Raw genomic sequence first — 19,894 nt, forward strand, 5'->3', positions numbered from 1 at the left:
CTACGCCCTGCCGATCATCGCCGATCCTGCGTCCGGCCGCCATCGGCCTCAGATCAGATAGGCGTGGACGATCTCGACCAGATCCTCGGCGGGCGGTGCGATCTGACCGCCAACGTCAGCCGTCCAATCGCCGCCGCAGTTGCTCTTCGGTGAGGATCGCGATCGCGGCGCCGCCGTCGCGCAGCGCCGTGGCGCGTCGATAGTCGGCGTGGGCGGTGACGAAGCGGCCGAACGGCTGGTCGTCGCCGATCACCAGCAGCGTCGTCGTCGCGCCGACCGAGGTCATCACCCGTGCCCCCGCCGCCGCCAGCCGTTGCGCCAGCGGGCCGTCGCGCGCGCCGCCGAGCACCACCGCCCGCTCGCCCTTCAGCGGGCCAGCCGGGGCAGGCACCGGTGCCTTGGCCGCGTGTCGGGGCGGCGGCGACAGCCAGCCGGCCAAGTCGACGCCGGTCTGCTCGATCGCGCGGACGATCACCATGCCGGCGGCGCGGGCGTCGCTCAACGCGTCGTGATGGCGGTGCGGCACGCCGAGGAAGGCGGTCAGCGCGTTCAGCCGATGGCTGGGCAGATGCGGCCACGCCCGCTTCGCGACGCGCACGCTGTCCAGCCAGCGCGTCTCGATCGCCGTCAGCTGGTGGATCGTGCAGGCGGCGCCGAGCGCCCCCTTGTCGAACATCGAATGGGTGACGGTGATCCGCCCGGCGAGATGCCCGTCGACCAGCTGATGGATGTCGGCAAAGGTCGGCGCGCCCCGGACGTGGTCGTCGGTGATGCCGTGGATGCGGACGTTGAACGGCGAGAAATCGTCGCGCGGGTCGACCAATGTCTCATAGGCGAACAGCTCCGCGCCGTCCTTGAAGCCGACGATGCCGATCTGGCAGATGCTGCTGACCCGCGAGCAGGCGGTCTCGACATCGACGACGACGAAATCGGGCGCGTCCGTCATGCCGCCGCCAGGCTGCGGAAGGTGATCGACCAGCGCGGCCGGGTCAGCGGCGCGATACTATGTTCCCACAGATGCCGCGCGTCGCCGCCGAGACGATAGGCGCCGCGCGGTGCCAGCGGCACCGACACCCGGTCGAAGCCGGTGCCGCGCCGCCGCCGCAAGCGCATCGCCGCCGGCGCGCCCAGCGACAGGCCGACGACGTCGTCGTAGATCGGACGATCGCGATGCCAGCCGATGCCGGCACCGGGATCGTAGCGGATCAGCAACGCCTGGATCAGCGCCGCCGGGTCGAGCCCGGCGAACACCGCGGCGCGCTCGCGGAACGGGTGCAGCCAGTCGGGGATCGGCGGCGCCTCGACCGGCCGGCCGATCGCGAAATCGTAGCTCCAGCCGAACGCGCTGGTCAGCCGCTTGCCCGTCCAGCCTTGGAAGCGGAACGGCGTCAGGTCGGTGGCGTCGATCCGCGCGATCAGCATCCGCTCCTCGTCGGCGTCGATCAGCGCATCCGCCGTGTGGAGGCCGGGCAACAACGGCACATCGAACAGATCGGCGATCGTCGCACCGGCCTCGTGCGCACCCCTAGCGGGCACCGTCGCCATCCCTGGTCATCATCGATGCCCTATCTAGGGTTGCGCAGGGCATACGTCGATGCGGCGGCGGCGCTTATGTGCGGTCGCCGACCTGACGCATTTGTCACGCAACGCCGCCGCCCGCCCGATGGTTGGGCCGATATGGCCTGTTATCCGACGTTATTGCCCCTCCCCCATTCGCTCCGACGTCGGGACCCGCGCTAGTGGCGGGATCGCTGGACAATGCCGCGCATGTCATCCAGCTGGCGCTGACCCCCGTCTTCCTGCTCACCGCGGTGGGATCGTTGCTCAACGTCTTCTCGTCGCGGCTCGCCCGCGTCGTCGACCGCGTCCACCAGATGAAGCGCAATGCCGAGTCCGCCGACAGCGCCGAACTCGCCCGGCTGCGGCTGCGCTCGCAGTTCCTCGACGCGGCGGTGCTCGCCGCCGCAGTCGCCGGTGCGCTGACCTGCGGCGCGGCGGCGACGATCTTCTTCGGCGTGCTGCGCGACGCGGCCACGGCCAGCGTCCTGTTCGGCCTGTTCGGCGCGGCCCTGGTGGCGGCGATCGTCGCCCTCACCTGCTTCGCGGCGGAGGTATTGCTGTCGGGACGCGCCGTACGCGCACACATCGACGATGCGCAGCCGACGAGTGAATGCCCAACCCAGCATCAGGAGACGCCCCGTGTCTAAGGACATTCCGATCGGTGTCGCCGTTGCCGACCTACGCCCGACTCAGATGACCGTGGGGCTGCATGAGGTGGCGGCGAAGCGACGACGCTGGCGCGACGCCGACAAGCATGACCGTGCGATCCTGCTGCGCCGCCACGTCCTGCCCGCAGTGATCGGACCCAAGGGCCGTCGCTACATCACCGATCACCACCATTTCGCCCGCGCCCTGCTGGACGAGGGCGCGAAGCACGCCGCCGTCTACGTGCTGGCGGATCTGTCGCATTTGCCGAAGCAGGAATTCTGGACCTTCCTCGACAACAGCGCCTGGTGCCATCCCTATGACGCGGCGGGCAAGCGCCGGCGGCTCCGCGCAATCCCCAAACATCTCTCAGATCTCGCGGACGATCCCTATCGGTCGCTCGCCGGTGCGCTGATCCGGGCGGGTGGCTGCGCCAAGACCAATCGCCCGTTCGCCGAATTTCTCTGGGCCGACCATCTGCGCCGACGCATCGATCCCGTCGATGTGCGGAAGGATTGGGATGCCGCGGTGGACCGCGCGTTGCGTATCGCCCGATCGGACGAGGCGCGCTGCCTGCCCGGCTGGTGCGGCGCCAATCCCGCCGGCCTGTGACGGCGTTGTCGGCGCGATGATGACGAGTGGCGCCAGGTCGCCGGCTGCGCTAGCCCGGCAGCGATGACCGCCACCCTGACCTGGCCCGATCTGACCGGCCGCCCGCAACAGGCGTGCGACGCGACGATCGCCTATGGCCCCGACGGCCTGCAATGCGTCGATCTGTGGCGGCCCGCCGGCCCGGGGCCGCACCCCGTCGTCGTCATGGTCCATGGCGGCTGCTGGCAGACCAGCATCGCCGATCGGCGGCTGATGGACTGGATCGCCGCGGACCTGCGCCTGCAGGGTGTCGCGGTGTGGAACGTCGACTATCGCGGCGTCGACCGCGCCGGCGGTGGCCATCCCGGCACCTTCCTAGACGTCGCCGCGGCGGCCGACCTGCTGCGTACCGCGGCAGCGGCGTACGACCTCGACCTGCGCCGCGTCGTCGCAATCGGCCATTCCGCCGGCGGCCACCTCGCCCTCTGGTTGGCGGCGCGCCCGCGACTGCCACGGTCCAGTGCGCTCTACCGGCCGGACCCGCTGCGATTGGACCATGTCGTCTGCCTCGGCGGCCTTCCCGACCTGGCGGCGGTGGCGGCCAGTCCCGACAATGGCTGCGGCACGTCCGTCATCGCCGATCTGGTCGGTGATCGTCCGGATCGCTTCGCCGACACGTCGATACCGCCGCTGCTGCCGCTCGGCGTCGCGCAGACGTTGGTCAACGGGCGCGAGGATGCGATCGTCCCCTATCGCTTCGCCACCGACTATTGCGAACGGGCGCGGGCAGCCGGCGACGCGGCGGAACTGCTGACGGTGCCCGACACCGGCCATGTCGCGCTGATCACCCCCGGCACCCCCGCCTGGGCCGTCGCCCGCACCGCCATCCTCGACGCCCTGCAAGGACCGTTATGACCCGCGACGACGCGCGCGCGCTTGACCGCGCCGATCCCCTCGCCCGCCACCGCAACGCCTTTGCGCTGCCGGAGGGCGTGATCTATCTCGACGGCAACTCGCTCGGGCCCCTGCCGCGCGCGGTGCTGCCGGCGTCGGACGACACGCTGCAGCGGCGATGGGGCGAGCGGCTGATCCGCAGCTGGAACGAGGGCTGGATCGACGCGCCGCAGCGGCTCGGGGCGGCGATCGCGCCGCTGATCGGCGCCGGTCCGCACGAGGTGATCGTCGGCGACACCACCTCGACCCATTTGTTCAAGGCGATCGTCGCCGCGCTGCGCCGCGATCCCGCGCGCCGCACCGTGGTCAGCGAGGCGGGCAATTTCCCCACCGACCTGCACATTGCGGAGGGCGCGGTCGGCTGCGTCCCCGGGGCGCGGCTGAAGGTGGTGGCGCGCGACGCGTTGGCGGATGCGCTCGACGACGACACCGCGCTGCTGCTGCTGACCCATGTCCACTACAAGACCGCCGAGCGCTTCGACCTCGCCGATTGGACCGCCCGCGCCCATGCCGCCGGCGCGCTGGTCCTGTGGGATTTCAGCCATAGCGTCGGCGCGGTGCCGATCGACGTCGCCGCGGCCGGGGTCGATCTGGCGGTCGGCTGCACCTACAAATATCTCAACGGCGGCCCCGGTGCCCCCGCCTTCCTCTACGTCGCCGAACGCTGGCAGGCGGCACTGGCCAATCCGGTCAGCGGCTGGATGGGCCATGCCGAACCCTTCGCCTTCGAGGACAGCTATCGCCCCGCCGCGGGGATGCGCCGCTGGCTGGTCGGCACGCCGTCGATCCTGGCGATGGCGAGCCTGGAGGCGGCGCTGGCGATCTGGGCGGACGTCGACCAGGCGGCGCTCGCCAGGAAAAGTGCCGCGCTGTTCACCATCCTGGCAGACGCCGGCGCCGCCGCCGGCCTCCCCTGTATCACCCCCGCCGATCCGGCGGCGCGCGGCAGCCACATCAGCTTTCGCCACCCGCAAGCCTATGCGGTGACCCAGGCGCTGATCGCGCGCGGGGTGATCGGCGATTTCCGCGCGCCCGACGTGCTGCGCCTCGGCCTCACGCCACTCTACCTCTCCCATGAAGACGTCTGGCGGGCGGGCGAGCTGCTGCGCACGGTGATCGCCGATGCGGCATGGCGCGATCCCGCCTACGCCACCCGACTAGCCGTAACCTGAGCGCGGCGCCGGCGGCTCCCGACGCCGCCTCGCGCGTTGGGTGGCGGATGAGCCACAGTCACGACCGCTACGCCTATCGTCCGATCGTCGATCGCCCCGTCTACGATTGGCCGGAGGGGCGGCGGCTCGCCATCTATCTCGGCGTCAATTACGAAATCTTCCAGTTCGGCAGCGGCCTCGGCGCGCAGCTGGCGCCGGCGCAGACCGAGCCGGACGTGATGAACTATGCCTGGCGCGACTATGGCAATCGGGTCGGCGCCTGGCGCTTCTTCGACCTGTTCGACCGGCTGTCGCTGCCCACCACCGCGCTGATCAACGCCGATGTCCTCGACGCCTGCCCCGGGCTGGCGGAGGCGTGCCGCGACCGTGGCGACGAGATCGCCGCCCACGGCGCCAGCAACGCCGTCGCGCAGGGCCAGTTGTCGCACCGGCGCGAGGATCATCTGATCGCCGACGTCACCACGCGGCTGGCGGCGCTCGGCGTCACCCCGACCGGCTGGCTCGGCCCGTGGATCTCCGAAACGCACGGCACGCCCGACCTGCTCGCCAAGCACGGCTATCGCTATGTGCTCGACTGGGCGCACGACGATCAGCCGACGCGGCTGTCGACCCGCCACGGCGGCCTGTTGTCGATACCCTATTCGCAGGAGATCAACGACATACCGGCGATCATCGGCCGCCATCAGGAGGCCGAGACCTTCGCCGGTATGATCCGCGCCGCGGTCGAGCAGCTGCTGTCCGAATGCGACCGCCGGCCGCTCGTCCTCGGCATCGCGCTCCATCCCTATATCATGGGACAGGCGCATCGCATGCCGGCGCTCGCCCGCGTGCTGACCGAGCTGCGCGAGGCCGGCGATCCGCGCATCTGGTGGACCACCGCCGGCGCCATCGCCGATCATGTCGAGGCGCACCAGCTCGCCGTCTGAGCCGATCGCGGCGAAACGCTCGACGACACATGCTCAGCGCGACGGCAACAGGCCGATCCGCGCCCGCGCCCGCCAGCGCATCGTCAGCAGCAGCGCGACGACCAGCAGTCCCGCCGCCAGTCCCCACCACACGCCGGTGCCGGCCAGCGGCGTCGCGAAGCCGAGCGCCACCGAACTGCCGAAGCCGATCACCCAATAGCCGAAGGCGGCGATCAGCATCGGCACGCGCGTGTCCTGCAGCCCGCGCAGCACGCCGGCCGCTACCGCCTGCGCCCCGTCGGCGAGCTGGAATACCGCGGCCACCGCCAGGAAGCGGATCGCCAGCGTCACCACCGCGGCATTGGCCGGCGCCTCCGTGTCGAGGTAGATGCCGATCAGGGCACGTGGCGCGATCCAGATCGTCGCCGCGGTCACCGCCATGACGCCGATGCCCAGCGCCAGCGCGACGTTGCCCGCCCGCGCGATCCACCGCCGGTCGCCCGCGCCATAGGCCAGGCCGACGCGGATCGTCGCCGCCTGGGCGATGCCGAACGGCAGCTGAAAGGCGAAGGCGGCGATGTTGAGCGCGATGGCATGCGCGGCGACGTCGGTGACGCCGATCAGCCCCATCAGCAGCGCCGCACCGCCGAACAGCCCGCCCTCCAGCATCCAGGTCGCCATGATCGGCGCGCCGATCCGGCCGATGTCGCCTGCCCTCGCCCAGTCGATCGTCCACCACCGCCCGAACAGGTGATAGCGGCGCAGCCGCGGGTCGCGCAGCAGGATCACGACATAGGCCAGCGCCATCACCGCGAAGCTGACCAGATTGGCGATCGCCGAGCCGACCAGGCCGAGCGCCGGCGCAGGCCCATGGCCGAAGATCAGCATCCAATTGCCGACGATGTCGACGACCAACGCCAGTCCGGTGGCGAGGAACGCCCAGCCCGGCCGGCCCAGCGCCGCCGCCGCCGTCCGCATCACCCCGGCCGCGACGGCGAGCGGCACCGCGGCGAGCAGCACCATCAGGAAACCGCCGGCACGCCGCGCCACCTCGGCATCCTGCCCCGCCAGGCGCAGCAGTGCCTCGCCCTGCCACAGCAGCAGCATCACCGGCACCGACCCGGCGATGCCGACCCACAGCGCCATGCGGACGCTGCGGCGCACCGTCCGCACCGCATGCGCCTTGCGCCCGCGCTCCGCCGCGATAAGCGGCGCCGCCGCGCTGGTCAGGCCGATCAGCGCATAGCTCAGCAGGTTGAACAGAAAGGCGGCGAGCGTCGCCGCGGCGAGGTCGACCGCGCCCAGCCGCGCGACGAAAACCACGTCGACCGCGGCGATCGCCATCTGCAACAGATTGGCGCCGACCAATGGCCCGGCCAGCGCGAGCAGCGCCCGCCCCTCGGCAGCGGCGGACGACGGCGGCGGGGCGACCAGCGACGGGGTGGCGGGGACTTCCATGGCCCGTCCCATACAGCAAAGCGCCGCCCCGCCGACCGTCTTCATGCCGCGCCGGCACCGTCGCTGGCCGACCGAGCATCGCGAAGCTGACGCTTGCGGGTGTGCGGCGTCCAACGGGAGGATTCTCGCCCACGACGGCCTGCCGCGCCTAAGGGTAAATGTCTGATCTTTCTCACGCGGCTTCTTGGGCAAAGTGGAGTAGCTGTTTTCGCTCAAAGGCGGACATCAGGCATCCATAACTCGCCAGCCGTTTACGTCGATCACGAGCCAAGTCGTTCGTTTGATCCATAGGCGCTTGCTGTGGTGCCGCCACTCACACCGAAGCTCAGTCGGCTCCTCGTCCGGCGCAATGCAGCGGACCGCTCGAACGTCACTCGCTCGAACCGCTGAAGTTCGGTACGGTACGAGTTGAGCGTCCGCCTTATTAATCGCCGTGGCGAGTTCCCGAGGCGTTACTTGCGGACGAACCGCGTCGGCGGCTGACGACACCAAGAGCAGCGCAACGTCGACAGCAACGATGGTTTTCACTGTTTGATGCTGTCGCACGTATCGGCGCGGGTCAACGTCCGCTTTCCCCCAGAAGCAAACGTTCCGCTTCCGCCCAACTGTAGACATCAATGCTTCAGAGCGATTCATCCGCAACGATGTCACAGTGGTAACAGGCCGCCCGCCTGCCGTCGTGGTTATACCATTCGTGTTGCCCACCGGCGGCTTCGCAGTTGGAGCCTTTGGGCACGAGCCTCATCGCCCAGAAGGGTAGCACCTGACGCACCCATGTCCGTCTCCGGTAGGGTTTTCGTGAGAAGAACGCACTTTCTACCACTGCCAATTGGTATCACGTTCGCGCGCCCCTTCCAGCTAAAAGCGGACGTTCCGCTTTCGCCCAATTGCGGACATTGCCGCGTGATATATAGAAGAAGTCATGCCTGACGGAACGAGCCAAGTCGACGATCGTCGCGGTCCTCCTCCAAACCGTCCGATAAGTGGGCCGTTGATGCTGGGCCTTTTGACCATGCCGCTTTTGTTCGGCTGGTTCTTGGCACGCCGGGGGTATGCGAACAGCACAAGAGTAATCGTGGCTGTGTACGCTCTTCTCGCACCCGCGATCGCGATCTTAGCTCGTTAGGCAGCGAAGAGATGCTTGTCTGCTAACCCCCAGAAGCGGCCATTCCCCTTCCGCCGGATTGCGGACGCTATAGCCCAGAGATTGTGTCGCGAAATTTGATGCGATCGCCCGAGATGACGAACCGCGAACCATCCCCCTTACGGCGGATATCCCAAAGTGCCTGCTTCCGACATTCGGGGTCGTGATTGATCCGCCAAGCGACAAGCCGTCTCATCTCGCGATCGGCGAAGATGAGATCGTGAGCCCCGTCTATGCTGATGCCAAACCTTTCTCGCGTCCTTTTGACCAAGGTAGTGAAGTCGTGGTTCTCGAACTCCATGGTACGTCCTGCTCATGGGAAATGCCCGCGGCAGGGGATCGAACCCCGCACCCGTCGGGACCTCTATGGCAATGAGTCTACCGATTCCGTTACGCTGGCGACACAGCTGTAACACGGGGTCCCAACACCGAAACAGCAGCTGACGCCCATCTCTCGCCGTTCCGGCGTCGCCATCGATCTCGTAAAAGTTGTCGCCCGTTCAGAGGCTTATCGAAGGTCTCACGAGATTCATACGTTCGCTTAAAACATCCCAATTCCCCGCGTCGCTAATTGTTTGACGATCTGCCTGTTTTTAAATGGAAAGCCGTATATGGAAGATCGTCTCGATCGTAACGGTAGTATGTCCGCCCTCTACGATCATGGTAAAATGATAACGAGTAGGGCTTTTCGCCATTTCTAGTTACGTACTTGTGATAAGTGATTACGATTTTGTTTGAAAGGACTTCATATCTACCATTGGCGTTCCCCCATCCACCATACCTGGTGGCGCGCCCGTCCAGGTAGAAGCACAGTGGACCGGCGTCGGCGGGATATGTCCCCTCGTCCAGGCATCCGTTCGCCAGTTTTTTGACATCATCCGCTTTCATCGGAATGAGACGAGCCACCGAGACGCTGTCATAACGCCCCTTTGCTGCTGGCCTTGGCTGCGGAGAAGTCATGTTTTGCGACGCTGGAACGATGATAACTGCGGCCAACAACAACATGTATTTCTCCTGCTACCCTCACCAACGTAAGCAGCGCGAACCCCTCAATTTGCTTCAAAAGCGGACTGACCGTTACCCCCCCAAATGGGACATCCCCACTGCAGCGATTCCCTGCCGCGCCCGTGTATGTGCTATGCCGGTTAGTGCGCTTGATACCCGTTCAAAAGACACTCGAAGCTTTCGGTTAACCATGCAGGTGAACCAGCTTCTAAGTTGTTAGCAGGCAAGGGGTTTTGGTTCGCGATAGGGAACGCGAACTGAAAAGGGGCTTGAATGCTGAAGCGCACGCTAGCGTTGCTAGCCGCCGGTTGCTCGACCATGGCACTGGCTGGAGAGCGGGGCTGGACGATCAGTGAGGCGAGCGGCCCGGTCCGTATCGCCCATGCCGGCATCACCAAGGTGGCGGCGCGCGGAACCGCCGTCGCTGCTGGCGATGTCGTCACCACGGGGTCGGGCGCGCGCGCGGTGCTGGTCCGCGGCAGCGAATTTATGATGGTCGCCCCCGCTTCACAGCTGCGCTTGCCGGTCGAGGTACAGGCGAGCGGCCTGACTCAGGTGGTGCAGGACTTCGGCAACGTCGTCTTCATGATCAAGAAGAAGCTGACACCGCATTTCGAGGTGAAAACACCTTATCTGGCCGCGGTCGTGAAGGGCACAACGTTCTCTGTTGGCGTCAGCCCGCAAGGGTCTTCGGTGCAGGTACTGGAGGGTGCAGTTGACGTCGCGACAGGCGATGGCGGCGCACACGATCTCCTGCGCCCCGGTATGGTGGCGCAGGTCGGATCGGCCAATGTTTTCCAGATGCAGATCCAGTCCGCCAATTCCCGGCGAACGATCGAATCTCCGGCAAAGCCCGCGACCGGCAGCACCGCGGGACCGGTGATTACCGCGCCCCCGGGGACTGAGGCGTCAACCAAAGAGCAAGGCGTCCCGTCCGTCGCTCCCGCGGTTGGATCTGCGGCGTCGCCGGTCACATCAGTCGGCGTTACCACCGCGATCTTTGAAGCACCAGTTTCCCTGAGCAAGACGACGGGGGGTCTAGTTTCGGGCGAGCTTGGTCGAAACGCAGAGCTTGCAGAGGTCGCAACCGCAACCAAGATCGCGACGGAGGCGACTGTCACGACGACGAAGGCTGTTGAGGTTGCCCAAGCAACGGCGATTGCTGCCGCAAAGGAGCAGGAGGCAACTGCCGCAGCAGCCAAGCAGGCCGAAACTGCAGCCGCGGCAGCCGAAGCGAAGCGAGCCGCCGAGCAATCCAACCTTGATGCCGCCGCCGCGGCTCAGCGCGCGGCTGACGCCGCCAATGAGGCAGCGGCCGACAAGGCTCGCAGTGACGCTGCAAAAGCCGCCGCCGCTGCGCAGGCCGATGCAGCGGCGAGGGCTGCCGCTGACGCCGCGGCCGCCGCGGCAAAGGCCGAAGCTGACGCTGCTGCCAAAGCTGCCATGCAGGCTCAGGCTCAGGCAGAGGCCGCCCGCGCCGCCAAAGCTGCCGAGGACGCAGCCAAGGCATCAGCGCAAGCCGCCGCGGACAACGCCGCTAAAGCGGCTGCGGCCCAAGCGGCGCAGATGGAACGTGACGCTGCTGCCGCTGCCACGCGCGCTGCTGCTGAGGCGGCACAGGCTGCTGCGGACAAGGCCGCGAAGGATGCCGCCACGGCAGCCGCAGCTAGCGATAGTGACAAGGCTGCAAAGGACGCTGCGGCCGCAGCTGCATCGGCAGCGCAAGCACAGGCCGATGCCTTGGCCAAAAGCGCAGCACAGGCGGCTGCCGACGCTGATGCAGCACGCGCCGCCAAAGCCGCTCAGGATGCAGCCAAGGCAGCGGCAGATGACGCTTCGCGGGCTGCGGCCGCGCAGGCTGCCAAAGCCGCGCAAGATGCTGCCGCGGCCGCAAATCGTGCCGCCGATCAGGCTGCCCAAGCTGCAGCCGACAAAGCTGCAAAGGATGCAGCCAAGGCGGCATCAGACGCGGATGCCCAAAAGGCGGCGAATGACGCGGCAAAGGCCGCTGCCGATGCGGACAAGCTTGCAAAAGACAAAGCAGCCGCGGATGCCGAAAAGGCAGCCAAGGATGCGGCCAAAGATGCCGCTAAGGCAGCCGCTGATGCTGCAAAGCAGCAGGAGGATGCCGCTAAGGCAGCCCAAAAGGCGGCAGAGGATATAGCTAAGGCCGCAGCAGATGCCGCAGCAAAGGCAGTCAAGGACGTCACCAAGGCTTCCGACGACATCCTCAAGAAGCTGAAGCTGTAAGCCTGTCATGCGTGGCGCCGCACAATCCTCCCGCAACGCTGCCGCTGATCAACGTGAGGTACGGCGGAACAAGGTCTTTAGCCCGGCGCAATTGATTGTCGATGGTGTCTCGCACCGCGCGCACGTGCTGAATGTGTCTGCCCACGGCGCACGCATTCATACGGCGATAGCACCGCAGGTCGGCCAACCGGCAGACCTATACCTTTCTGACGATCCATACAGGGCCTTGGTAATTTGGTCGCATGGTGTGCATTCCGGCCTTCGCTTTGAACCGCCGCTTACGGCGGATCAGCTGCACCGAATCTTTGAGGCCTGACCATACTGAGGCGGGTCCCTTCGCGGCCGCCTGGCGATGCTTCTATTGAAAAGGGCGCGCTCCCCTATTCGGAACCGCTTTGTACTCGTCCGCTTCCGCCCAAAAGCGGACGTTTCAGAGGTCAGCTGCATCTGAAGCCGAAACGCCACCATATGGCGGCGGTCGTAACTAACCTATCCGACCGGGGACGGTGCGGCGGACCCCGGCACGGCCGGTCGGCGTTGACGCGCGATCCCCCAGCCGCAGGAGCGCACCGCCATGTCCGACCGTCCTCGCATCATCGGTCTGATGACCGCGTCGCTCGACGGCGGCCTGCACCCCAGCCGCTACACCGACAGTCCGGACGGCACGGTCGAGGATTGGACCGCCGCCTACGAACAGCTCCATGACCGGCTCGACGCGGACGCCTGGATCGTCGGGCGCGTGACCATGGCCGAGATGGCGAAGGGCGATCCCCGGCCGGCGCGCGCGGACGCCCGCCCGCCGCGCCCGTCGCTGTTCCAGGCGCGAGATGCCCGCCCCTTCGCGATCGCGATCGACCGCAGCGGCAAGCTGCATTTCGCCAAGGGCGACGTCGGCGGCGACCATGTCGTCGTATTGCTCGGCCAGGGGGTCGACGACGCCCATCTTGCCGAACTCGCCGCCAACGGCGTCTCCTACCTCGTGGCGGACGGCGACGACATCGACCTCGCCGACGCGCTGGGCACGTTGCGCCGCGAACTCGGCATCGCGACGCTGCTGCTCGAAGGCGGCGCGGGTATCAACGGCACCTTCTTCGCCGCCGGGCTGGTCGACGAATTCCACGTCGTCATCGCGCCCGCCCTCGACGGCGGCGACGACGCCGAACGGATCGTCGCGGCCGGCGACGGACTGAAAGGCAAGGCGGCGCTGTCGCTGGTCGATTGCGAGCGGCTCGCCGGCGGCGCCGTCCACCTGCATTACGCGGTGCGCAAGCCGGGCTGAGGCTCGCCCGCGCCGCTCAGCCGCAGCAGCGTTTGTGTTTCCGGCCCGAACCGCACGGGCAGGGATCGTTGCGGCCGACCTTCGCCGCCGGGGCGGCCGTCGCGGATTGGGCGGCAGCCTGCGGCAGGGCGGCATGGAGCACCTGCACCGCCGCCTTCAATTCGGCGACGGCATGCTCCTGCAGCGCGTTGATCGCGACGCTGTCCAGCTCGCTCTCCTCGCGCGCCACCGCGATCAGCGTCTCCAGCCCGGCCACCGCCGTCGCCGTGCGCGGCTGGTCGGCCATCGTCTCCCACAGCTCCGGGCGCAGTGCGATCGCCTCGGCGAAGCCATGGATCCAATCATCCCACAGCGGCTCGCCGTCGCGCTCGTCGACGTCGATGATCGGCTGCAACCGCCCGCGTGCGAGGTCGCGGACGATCTCGTCGCGCCGCGCCGCCACCGCGCCGGCGAACCATTGCACGTCGAGCGGGTCGTCGAATGCCGGGATGCCGTCGGTCTCCGGCCCCCAGATCACCGCCATCCATTCCATCGCCGGTATCGCCGCCGGCAGCACCGACAGGCCGGTCAGGAAGCCGTCGAGTTCGGTCAGCAGCATCGGCTCCTCGACCGGCAGGTCGGCGAGCGCGCCGTCCAGCCGGCGGAAGCGCGACGGCAGCGCCCTCACAGGCTGATGTTGCGGCGGCGCATCTCCGCCGCCGTGATGTCGCGCAGCGGGGTCGGCGCGCCGGCCGCGAGGATGTCGGCCAGGTCGAGCAGATCCTCATCGGCCAGCGCGATCACCGACGCCTCGATCGCGGCGAGCCGGTCGAGCGCGCGGGCCGTTGCCGCTGCCCGGCGTCTGGTGCGTAATGTCAGCATCGCCCCTCGCTAGCAGGATCGCCCGGCTTTGACAGCGCCGCAGATTAGGCCGGCACGCGCAAATATGGCACAGCGGCATGCGTGACCGTGCCATCTCCTGCCCCTGTCCGGATCCTCGTCGATGCCGACGCCTGCCCCGTCAAGGACGAGATCTATCGCGTCGCCTACCGGCTGGAGGTGCCGGTGACGGTCGTCAGCAACGCCTTCCTGCGCGTGCCGGCGCATCCGCTGATCAGCCGGATCACCGTCGACGACGGCTTCGACGCCGCCGACGACTGGATCGCGGAACGCGCCGGCCCTGCGTCGGTGGTGATCACCGCCGACATATTGCTGGCCGACCGTTGCCTAAAGGCGGGGGCGACGGTGGTCGCGCCGAACGGCCGCCCCTTCACCACCAGCTCGATCGGCAATGCCATCGCGGTGCGCGCGATCATGGCCGATCTGCGCGCCGGCGGCGACCGCATCGGCGGACCGCCGCCGTTCGGCAAGGAGGATCGCTCGCGCTTCCTGTCGGCGCTTGACGCTGCGCTGACCCGGGTGATCCGCCAGGCGCCACGCTGACCGGCGCCGACGGCGCTTGATCTCGCCCGCCAAGGCCGATTACGGCGCGGCGATGCGCCATATCGCCCCCGCCCCGCTCGCCCTGATCCTCGCCGCCCTGCCGCTGACCGCCGCCCCGGCGCAGGTCAAGGCGCCACGCGCCCGTGCGGCGATCCGCACCGCCACCCCGGCGCGCACCGCCGCCCCGGCGCCGGCCGACACGACGATCATCCCGCTGCCGCTGCAGCCGATCGTGCCGGCGGCGCAGCGCAGCTGCACGGCGCGGACCGCGACCGGCCTCGGCTATACGATGCTGCGCCCGGCGACCGGGGCGAAGCCGGCCGCCGACGCGACGGTGCTGGTCAACTATATCGGCTATCTCGCCGCGACCGGCGCGGTGTTCGACCAGAACACCCAGACGCCGATGCCGGTCGCCGATGTCATCCCCGGCTTCTCGCAGGGGTTGCAGATGGTCGGCCGCGGCGGCGTGATCCGGCTCTGCATCCCCGCCGCGCTCGGCTATGGCGCCCGCGTCTCGGGCCCGATCCCCGCCAATTCCGACCTCGTTTTCCAGGTTGAGCTGCTCGACTTCAAGACCGCGGCGGAGATCGACGCGATGCGCAAGGCCGCATCCCCCGATGCCGCGCCCGCCGCGTCGGCGACGCCGGCGCCCGCCACGCCGAAACCCTGATTCTCTCCGTCACCGGCCGGTCATCACCACCGGCCGGATCGTGCCGTCCGCGTTGAAATAGAGCCGGTCGACCGCCAGCACGCGGTGGTCGCCCTTGGTTTCGCTCAGCGGCCGGCGGTGATAGGCGATCCACCAGCGGTCGCTGCCCGGTTCGCGGATCACCGAATGGTGCCCCGCCCCGCGCGCGACCCGGTCGTCCTGCGCCAAGATCGTGCCGCGCACGGTGAAGGGGCCGAGCGCGCTGCGCCCGGTGGCATAAGCGACGCGATAGTCCGGGCCGGTCCAGCCGCCTTCCGACCACATCAGATAATAGATGCCGCGCCGCTTGATGACGAACGAGCCCTCGACATAGCCGGGCGGCGTGATCTCGCGATAGGTCGTGCCGTCGGCGAACGGGCGCAGGCTTTTCAGGTCGGGGGCGAGCCGCACGACGTTGAGATGCCCCCAGCCGCCGTAATAGAGGTAGAGCTGGCCGTCGTCGTCGCGAAAGGCGAACTGGTCGATCGGCTGCGCGCCATGGTGGATGCCGCCGATCAGCGGCTTGCCGATCAGGTCGCGGAACGGCCCCTGCGGCCGGTCGGCGACCGCGACGCCGATCCCGCCGATCTCGCCCTCGTGGACGTCGTTGGCGCCGAAGAACAGGTAATAGCGCCCGTTGGCGCGGATCGCCGACGGTGCCCAGATCGCATAGGCGGCCCAATCGACCCCGGTCGTGTCGAGGATGCGCGGATGCCGCGCCCAATGGACCAGATCGGGCGAGGAAAAGGCGTCCAGATAGGTCTGGGTCAGGAAGGCGGGGCGGATGTTCGGCGCGGCGCGCATTCGCCGCTGCGCCGCGTTCAGCCGCGGCGCGGGCGCATCCGCCGGTGCCTCCGACGTTGTCGGGTAGATCCAATATTGTCCGCCAAAGCGCCGGATCTCGGGATCGGCATACCAGCCGGGCACGATCGGATTGTGCGGCACGGCGGCGGGGCCGGCGGCGCCGACGAGCAACGTGGTTAACGCGGCGAAGAGGCGCTTTGCCGGGCGGTCCAAGGTCATGTGCTTGATCTGCCAAGACTTTGCCGGCACCGCAACCAAGCCCCCCTGGCGCCGCGACCGGGCGGCCATCGACAGACCGGCCGAAGCCGGGCATCCCCCCGCCATGGTCAGCCCCTCTCCCGCCGCGCCCGTCCACCGCTGCCGCTGGGCGCAGGGCGATCCCCTGCTCGCCGCCTATCACGATCGCGAATGGGGCGTGCCCGAATATGACAGCCGCGCCTTGTGGGAAAAGCTGATGCTCGACGGCTTCCAGGCCGGGCTCGCCTGGATCACCATCCTGCGCAAGCGGGACGCCTTTCGCGCGACCTTTGCGAACTTTCAGCCCGACCGGGTCGCCCGCTTCGACCAGGACGACGTCGTCCGACTGCTCGCCGATCCCGGCATCGTCCGCTCCCGCGCCAAGATCGAGGCGACGATCGGCAATGCCCGCGCCTATCGCGCCATGCAGGCGGGCGGCGAGGACTTTGCGGCCTTCGTCTGGAGCTTCGTCGGCGGCGCACCGCAGGTCGGCGACGGCCATGGCCAGCGCACCCGCTCGCCGGAATCGGAGGCGCTGTCCGCCGCGCTGAAGGGCCGCGGCTTCAAATTCGTCGGCCCGGTCATCGTCTACGCCTGGATGCAGGCCTGCGGGCTGGTCGACGATCACGAGGCAAGCTGCTTCCGCCGGCACGCCGCGGCATGAGCGCGGACGATCGGCGCGCGGTCGCGCATCCCGCCGGCACCATCGCCGCGACGATGCTGGCATCCAGCCTCGCCTTCATCGACGGGTCGGTGACCAATGTCGCTTTGCCCACGATCGGCCGCGAGCTCGGCGGCGGGGCGGGCCATCTGCCCTGGGTGATCAACGCCTATCTGCTGCCGCTGTCCGCCCTGCTGCTGATCGGCGGCGCGGCGGGCGACCATGTCGGCCGGCGGCGGATGCTGATCGTCGGCATCCTGCTGTTCGCCGTCGCCTCGATCGGCTGCGCGCTCGCCCCCGACCTGACCGTGCTGCTCGCCTCGCGCGCGCTGCAGGGCATCGGCGCGGCGATCCTGATGCCGAACAGCCTCGGCATCCTCGGTAGCAGCTTCACCGGCGAGGCACGGGGTCGCGCGGTCGGCACCTGGGCGGCGGCCGGCGCGATCGCCAGCGCGGTCGGCCCGCCGCTCGGCGGCTGGCTGGTCAACACGCTCGGCTGGCGTGCGATCTTCTACGTCAATTTGCCGGTCGCTGCGGCGGCGGTCGTCGTCGCCATCGCTTTTGTCCGCGAAAGCGAGACGGAGGCGCAGCCGCTCGATTGGCCCGGTGCGATCCTCGCCACCGCCGCCCTCGGCGGGCTGACCTGGGCGCTGACGCTGTGGTCGAGCCGCCACGCCGCCTCGCCGGCGATCTGGACCGGACTGGCCGGGGGATTGCTGCTGCTCGGCCTGTTCGTCTGGCACGAGTTGCGGCGCGGCGACCGGGCGATGATGCCGGTCGCGCTGTTCGCCTCACGCCCGTTCGTCGGACTGACCCTGCTGACGCTGCTGCTCTACGGCGCGCTTGGCGGGCTGCTGGTGCTGCTGCCCTATCTGCTGATCGTCGCCGGCGGCTATAGCCCGACCCAGGCGGGGCTGGCGCTGCTGCCCTTCTCGATCGTGATCGGCACGGTGTCGCGCCTGGTCGGTCGGCTCAGCGAGCGCATCGGGCCGCGCTGGCCGCTGTCGATCGGCCCGGTCGTCGTCGGCGCCGGCTTCGCGCTGCTCGCCCGCGCCGATCCGCAGGCGAGCTATTGGACGGGCGTGCTGCCCGGCATGGCGGTCGTCGCGCTCGGCATGGCGGGGGCCGTCGCGCCGTTGACGACAGCAGTGCTGTCCGCGGTCGGCGCGCGCCACACCGGCACCGCCTCCGGCTTCAACAGCGCGATCGCTCGGACCGGCGGCCTGATCGCGACGGCGCTGGCCGGCGCGGTGATCGCGGTGCCCGCCGCCGCGATCACTGGCGCCTTCCACCTCGCTGCGCTGGCTGCCGCCGGCTGTGCGGTCGCGGCGGGCGTGACCGCCTTCCTGACGCTCGAGCGCTGACGAGGCGGCGCCCAGCCGGGGTTGGTCCGCCGCGACGCTGAACCCGGCCGGACGGAACGATCCGCGCCGTCGCGACTTCCACCCCCGGACGCGACACGCTGCGTCCGCCATTCGATGTTCGACCATCGAGCGAGCAGGAACCATGAAGTCTGTGATCGCCCTTGCGGCGCTGACGGCGTTTGTCAGCGCAACTTCTTCCGCGTCGGCGATCCGCGCGGACGACGCGATCGTGCCGGTCGCGATCTACCGCGGCCCTGCTGCCTGCGACGACTGCCCGGAGGCGCTGGCGCGCGCGATCACCCGGGTCAGTCCACGCTACCGCGTGACCTTCGTCGGCCCGAACGAACGTCAGGACATCAGCGACGCCAGCTTGCGGCGCTTCAGGATCTACGTCCAGCCAGGCGGCGGCCAGGACATCGCGGCTGCCCTGGCTCAGCTGGGGCCGCAGCGGGTGCAGGCGATCCGCCGTTTCGTGATGGACGGCGGCAATTACCTGGGGCTGTGCATGGGCGCCTATCTCGCCGACCGCAGCAATATCGGCCTGATCGACGATCAGCTCGACAGCGAGGTGCGTCGCCCCGGCTCATCCGCCGCCGATGAAGACGATACGGCGGTGCCGGTCCGCTGGGGCGGCCAGGTGCAGACGCTCTATTATCAGGATGGGCCCTTCTTTCCGGCGCATGCCGATGGCCGCGGCTTTCGCCAGCTCGCCGCCTATCGCAACGGCGATGTCGCGGCCGCGCATTATCGCGCCGGCTCCGGCAGCGTCGTGCTCAGCGGCCCGCATCCGGAAGCCGATGCCTCCTGGTTCGCCGACGCCGACCTGCCCCGCACGATGTTACCGGCCGGCGCGCCGATCAAAACGTTACTCGACCAGTTCGCGCTCTAGCGGCCGGCGGCGTCCCCTAGACGACCGCCTGATACAGGCGCGTCGGAGTGGCGGGCGGCACGGCGGCGAAGGGCAGGAATGCCTTCGGCCCGCTGTCGGTCGCGACCGTCCATGCCGCCGTGTCGCCGACCTGCCGTGCGCCGGTCAGCTCGGTCCGGCGGAACGGTACCAATTGCTCGCCGCTCTGGAACAGCGCCAGCGGCCCACGCATCAGCGCCACCCGATCGGGCGTCTGCGCATCCACCGCCTCCAGCCGCAGCGGCATGGCGAAGGTGAGCTCGACGGTATCGCCGCTCGACCAAATCCGGTCGATGGCGGCGAACCGGCCTGGCTGGACGGAGACCCCGGCCGGATGTCCGTTGATCAGCATTGTCGTCCCGCTCGTCGCCCAGCCGGGTATGCGCAGGCGGATGGCGAAGTGACGCGGTCGTACTAGGGCGACGGCGATGCGCATGCGCGGCGATACCGGATAGTCGGTTTGCTGGGTCAGCGTCACGCCGTCCCATCGCACCACCGACGGCAGATAGAGATTGACGTAGATGCCCTGCGCGTCGTGGAAATAGCTGCTGACGTTATAGTCGGCCGCCAATTGCCCGATCGTTCCCGAACAGCACGGGCATTGGTATTCGAAATAGGTCTTGGTCCCAAGGTCGTTGTAATCGCCATAATACAAAGCGGTGCCGTTCGGCTTCAGCGGCAGCACGCCGAGCGCGGCATTGTGGAGCAGCCGTTCCATCGCATCGCCCCAATGGCTCTCACCCGTCGCGGCGATCAGATAGCGGGCCGCCTTGAAATGGCCGTAGCTGCCGCACGGCGCCTCGAAACTCTGGTGCGTGGTCGATAGCGATCGGCCGCCCTACCGCGCC

General features: G+C 68.6%; 21 protein-coding genes and 1 pseudogene. 13 read left to right on the forward strand and 9 right to left on the reverse strand.

Annotated features, from left to right (window positions below; translation table 11 throughout):
- Positions 1 to 115: 115 nt before the first annotated feature.
- Both ACU5AX_RS14600 and ACU5AX_RS14605 read right to left on the reverse strand, forming a co-directional pair.
- The gene (locus ACU5AX_RS14600) at positions 116 to 946 is read right to left on the reverse strand and encodes an exonuclease domain-containing protein (RefSeq protein ID WP_446691534.1); all 831 of its coding nucleotides are present in this window, start codon (positions 944 to 946) and stop codon (positions 116 to 118) included.
- On the reverse strand, positions 943 to 1,545 hold the full coding sequence (locus ACU5AX_RS14605; RefSeq protein ID WP_446691535.1) for an alpha-ketoglutarate-dependent dioxygenase AlkB: 603 nt from the start codon (positions 1,543 to 1,545) through the stop codon (positions 943 to 945). The genes ACU5AX_RS14600 and ACU5AX_RS14605 overlap by 4 nt, the downstream gene beginning before the upstream one ends.
- 194 nt (positions 1,546 to 1,739) lie before the next feature.
- Between ACU5AX_RS14605 and ACU5AX_RS14610 the strand changes: the two genes are divergently transcribed.
- The 5 genes from ACU5AX_RS14610 to ACU5AX_RS14630 all read left to right on the forward strand — a co-directional run bounded on the left by ACU5AX_RS14610 (position 1,740) and on the right by ACU5AX_RS14630 (position 5,848).
- Positions 1,740 to 2,207, forward strand: a complete 468-nt coding sequence (locus ACU5AX_RS14610) for a DUF2721 domain-containing protein (RefSeq protein ID WP_198354662.1) — start codon at positions 1,740 to 1,742, stop codon at positions 2,205 to 2,207.
- Positions 2,200 to 2,817, forward strand: coding sequence for a ParB-like protein (locus tag ACU5AX_RS14615; RefSeq protein ID WP_446691536.1), 618 nt, complete (start codon positions 2,200 to 2,202; stop codon positions 2,815 to 2,817). The genes ACU5AX_RS14610 and ACU5AX_RS14615 overlap by 8 nt, the downstream gene beginning before the upstream one ends.
- A 63-nt stretch (positions 2,818 to 2,880) precedes the next feature.
- Positions 2,881 to 3,711, forward strand: a complete 831-nt coding sequence (locus ACU5AX_RS14620) for an alpha/beta hydrolase (RefSeq protein WP_446691537.1) — start codon at positions 2,881 to 2,883, stop codon at positions 3,709 to 3,711.
- A complete protein-coding gene (gene kynU, locus ACU5AX_RS14625) occupies positions 3,708 to 4,922 on the forward strand; it encodes a kynureninase (RefSeq protein ID WP_446691538.1) in 1,215 nt (404 codons plus the stop codon). The genes ACU5AX_RS14620 and kynU overlap by 4 nt, the downstream gene beginning before the upstream one ends.
- Before the next feature lie 47 nt (positions 4,923 to 4,969).
- A complete protein-coding gene (locus ACU5AX_RS14630) occupies positions 4,970 to 5,848 on the forward strand; it encodes a polysaccharide deacetylase family protein (protein WP_446691539.1) in 879 nt (292 codons plus the stop codon).
- A gap of 33 nt (positions 5,849 to 5,881) precedes the next feature.
- On the opposite strand, the gene ACU5AX_RS14635 is transcribed toward ACU5AX_RS14630, so the two are convergent.
- Both ACU5AX_RS14635 and ACU5AX_RS14640 read right to left on the reverse strand, forming a co-directional pair.
- Positions 5,882 to 7,285 carry an MATE family efflux transporter gene (locus ACU5AX_RS14635; RefSeq protein ID WP_446691540.1) on the reverse strand — a complete coding sequence of 468 codons (1,404 nt, stop codon included), beginning with the start codon at positions 7,283 to 7,285 and terminating at the stop codon, positions 5,882 to 5,884.
- A gap of 1,711 nt (positions 7,286 to 8,996) precedes the next feature.
- Entirely contained in the window at positions 8,997 to 9,434 is a 438-nt protein-coding gene (locus ACU5AX_RS14640; RefSeq protein ID WP_446691541.1) for a hypothetical protein, read from the reverse strand.
- 273 nt (positions 9,435 to 9,707) lie between these two features.
- Here ACU5AX_RS14640 and ACU5AX_RS14645 point away from each other — a divergent pair, with 273 nt between their 5' ends.
- The 3 genes from ACU5AX_RS14645 to ACU5AX_RS14655 all read left to right on the forward strand — a co-directional run bounded on the left by ACU5AX_RS14645 (position 9,708) and on the right by ACU5AX_RS14655 (position 12,963).
- On the forward strand, positions 9,708 to 11,684 hold the full coding sequence (locus ACU5AX_RS14645) for a FecR domain-containing protein (RefSeq protein WP_446691542.1): 1,977 nt from the start codon (positions 9,708 to 9,710) through the stop codon (positions 11,682 to 11,684).
- 7 nt (positions 11,685 to 11,691) lie between these two features.
- Positions 11,692 to 12,000: a PilZ domain-containing protein gene (locus tag ACU5AX_RS14650; protein ID WP_446691543.1), complete on the forward strand. Its 309-nt coding sequence runs from the start codon at positions 11,692 to 11,694 to the stop codon at positions 11,998 to 12,000.
- A 258-nt stretch (positions 12,001 to 12,258) separates the two neighbouring features.
- On the forward strand, positions 12,259 to 12,963 hold the full coding sequence (locus tag ACU5AX_RS14655) for a RibD family protein (protein WP_446691544.1): 705 nt from the start codon (positions 12,259 to 12,261) through the stop codon (positions 12,961 to 12,963).
- A gap of 16 nt (positions 12,964 to 12,979) precedes the next feature.
- On the opposite strand, the gene ACU5AX_RS14660 is transcribed toward ACU5AX_RS14655, so the two are convergent.
- Entirely contained in the window at positions 12,980 to 13,630 is a 651-nt protein-coding gene (locus ACU5AX_RS14660; RefSeq protein WP_446691545.1) for a UPF0149 family protein, read from the reverse strand.
- Entirely contained in the window at positions 13,627 to 13,824 is a 198-nt protein-coding gene (locus ACU5AX_RS14665; protein WP_446691546.1) for a hypothetical protein, read from the reverse strand. The genes ACU5AX_RS14660 and ACU5AX_RS14665 overlap by 4 nt, the downstream gene beginning before the upstream one ends.
- Before the next feature lie 81 nt (positions 13,825 to 13,905).
- On the opposite strand from ACU5AX_RS14665, the gene ACU5AX_RS14670 reads away from it, so the two are divergent.
- Positions 13,906 to 14,385, forward strand: coding sequence for a YaiI/YqxD family protein (locus tag ACU5AX_RS14670; protein ID WP_446691547.1), 480 nt, complete (start codon positions 13,906 to 13,908; stop codon positions 14,383 to 14,385).
- Positions 14,386 to 14,401: 16 nt separating this feature from the next.
- On the forward strand, positions 14,402 to 15,055 hold the full coding sequence (locus ACU5AX_RS14675) for an FKBP-type peptidyl-prolyl cis-trans isomerase (RefSeq protein ID WP_446691548.1): 654 nt from the start codon (positions 14,402 to 14,404) through the stop codon (positions 15,053 to 15,055).
- Positions 15,056 to 15,064: 9 nt separating this feature from the next.
- Here ACU5AX_RS14675 and ACU5AX_RS14680 read toward each other — a convergent pair whose 3' ends face one another.
- Entirely contained in the window at positions 15,065 to 16,096 is a 1,032-nt protein-coding gene (locus ACU5AX_RS14680) for a glycoside hydrolase family 43 protein (protein ID WP_446691549.1), read from the reverse strand.
- 103 nt (positions 16,097 to 16,199) lie between these two features.
- Here ACU5AX_RS14680 and ACU5AX_RS14685 point away from each other — a divergent pair, with 103 nt between their 5' ends.
- The 3 genes from ACU5AX_RS14685 to ACU5AX_RS14695 all read left to right on the forward strand — a co-directional run bounded on the left by ACU5AX_RS14685 (position 16,200) and on the right by ACU5AX_RS14695 (position 19,028).
- Entirely contained in the window at positions 16,200 to 16,778 is a 579-nt protein-coding gene (locus ACU5AX_RS14685; RefSeq protein WP_446691550.1) for a DNA-3-methyladenine glycosylase I, read from the forward strand.
- Positions 16,775 to 18,139 (forward strand): MFS transporter, encoded by a 1,365-nt coding sequence (locus ACU5AX_RS14690; protein WP_446691551.1) that lies wholly within the window; start codon positions 16,775 to 16,777, stop codon positions 18,137 to 18,139. Before ACU5AX_RS14685 ends, ACU5AX_RS14690 begins: the two co-directional genes overlap by 4 nt.
- Positions 18,140 to 18,281: 142 nt before the next feature.
- Entirely contained in the window at positions 18,282 to 19,028 is a 747-nt protein-coding gene (locus ACU5AX_RS14695; RefSeq protein WP_446691552.1) for a BPL-N domain-containing protein, read from the forward strand.
- 16 nt (positions 19,029 to 19,044) lie between these two features.
- Here the strand turns inward: ACU5AX_RS14695 and ACU5AX_RS14700 are convergent, their stop codons facing one another.
- A complete protein-coding gene (locus tag ACU5AX_RS14700; protein ID WP_446691632.1) occupies positions 19,045 to 19,617 on the reverse strand; it encodes a glycoside hydrolase family 127 protein in 573 nt (190 codons plus the stop codon).
- Positions 19,618 to 19,830, reverse strand: a pseudogene (locus ACU5AX_RS14705) (hypothetical protein); the annotation flags it as partial.
- Positions 19,831 to 19,894: the final 64 nt, after the last annotated feature.

This window comes from Sphingomonas benefaciens (assembly GCF_052907485.1).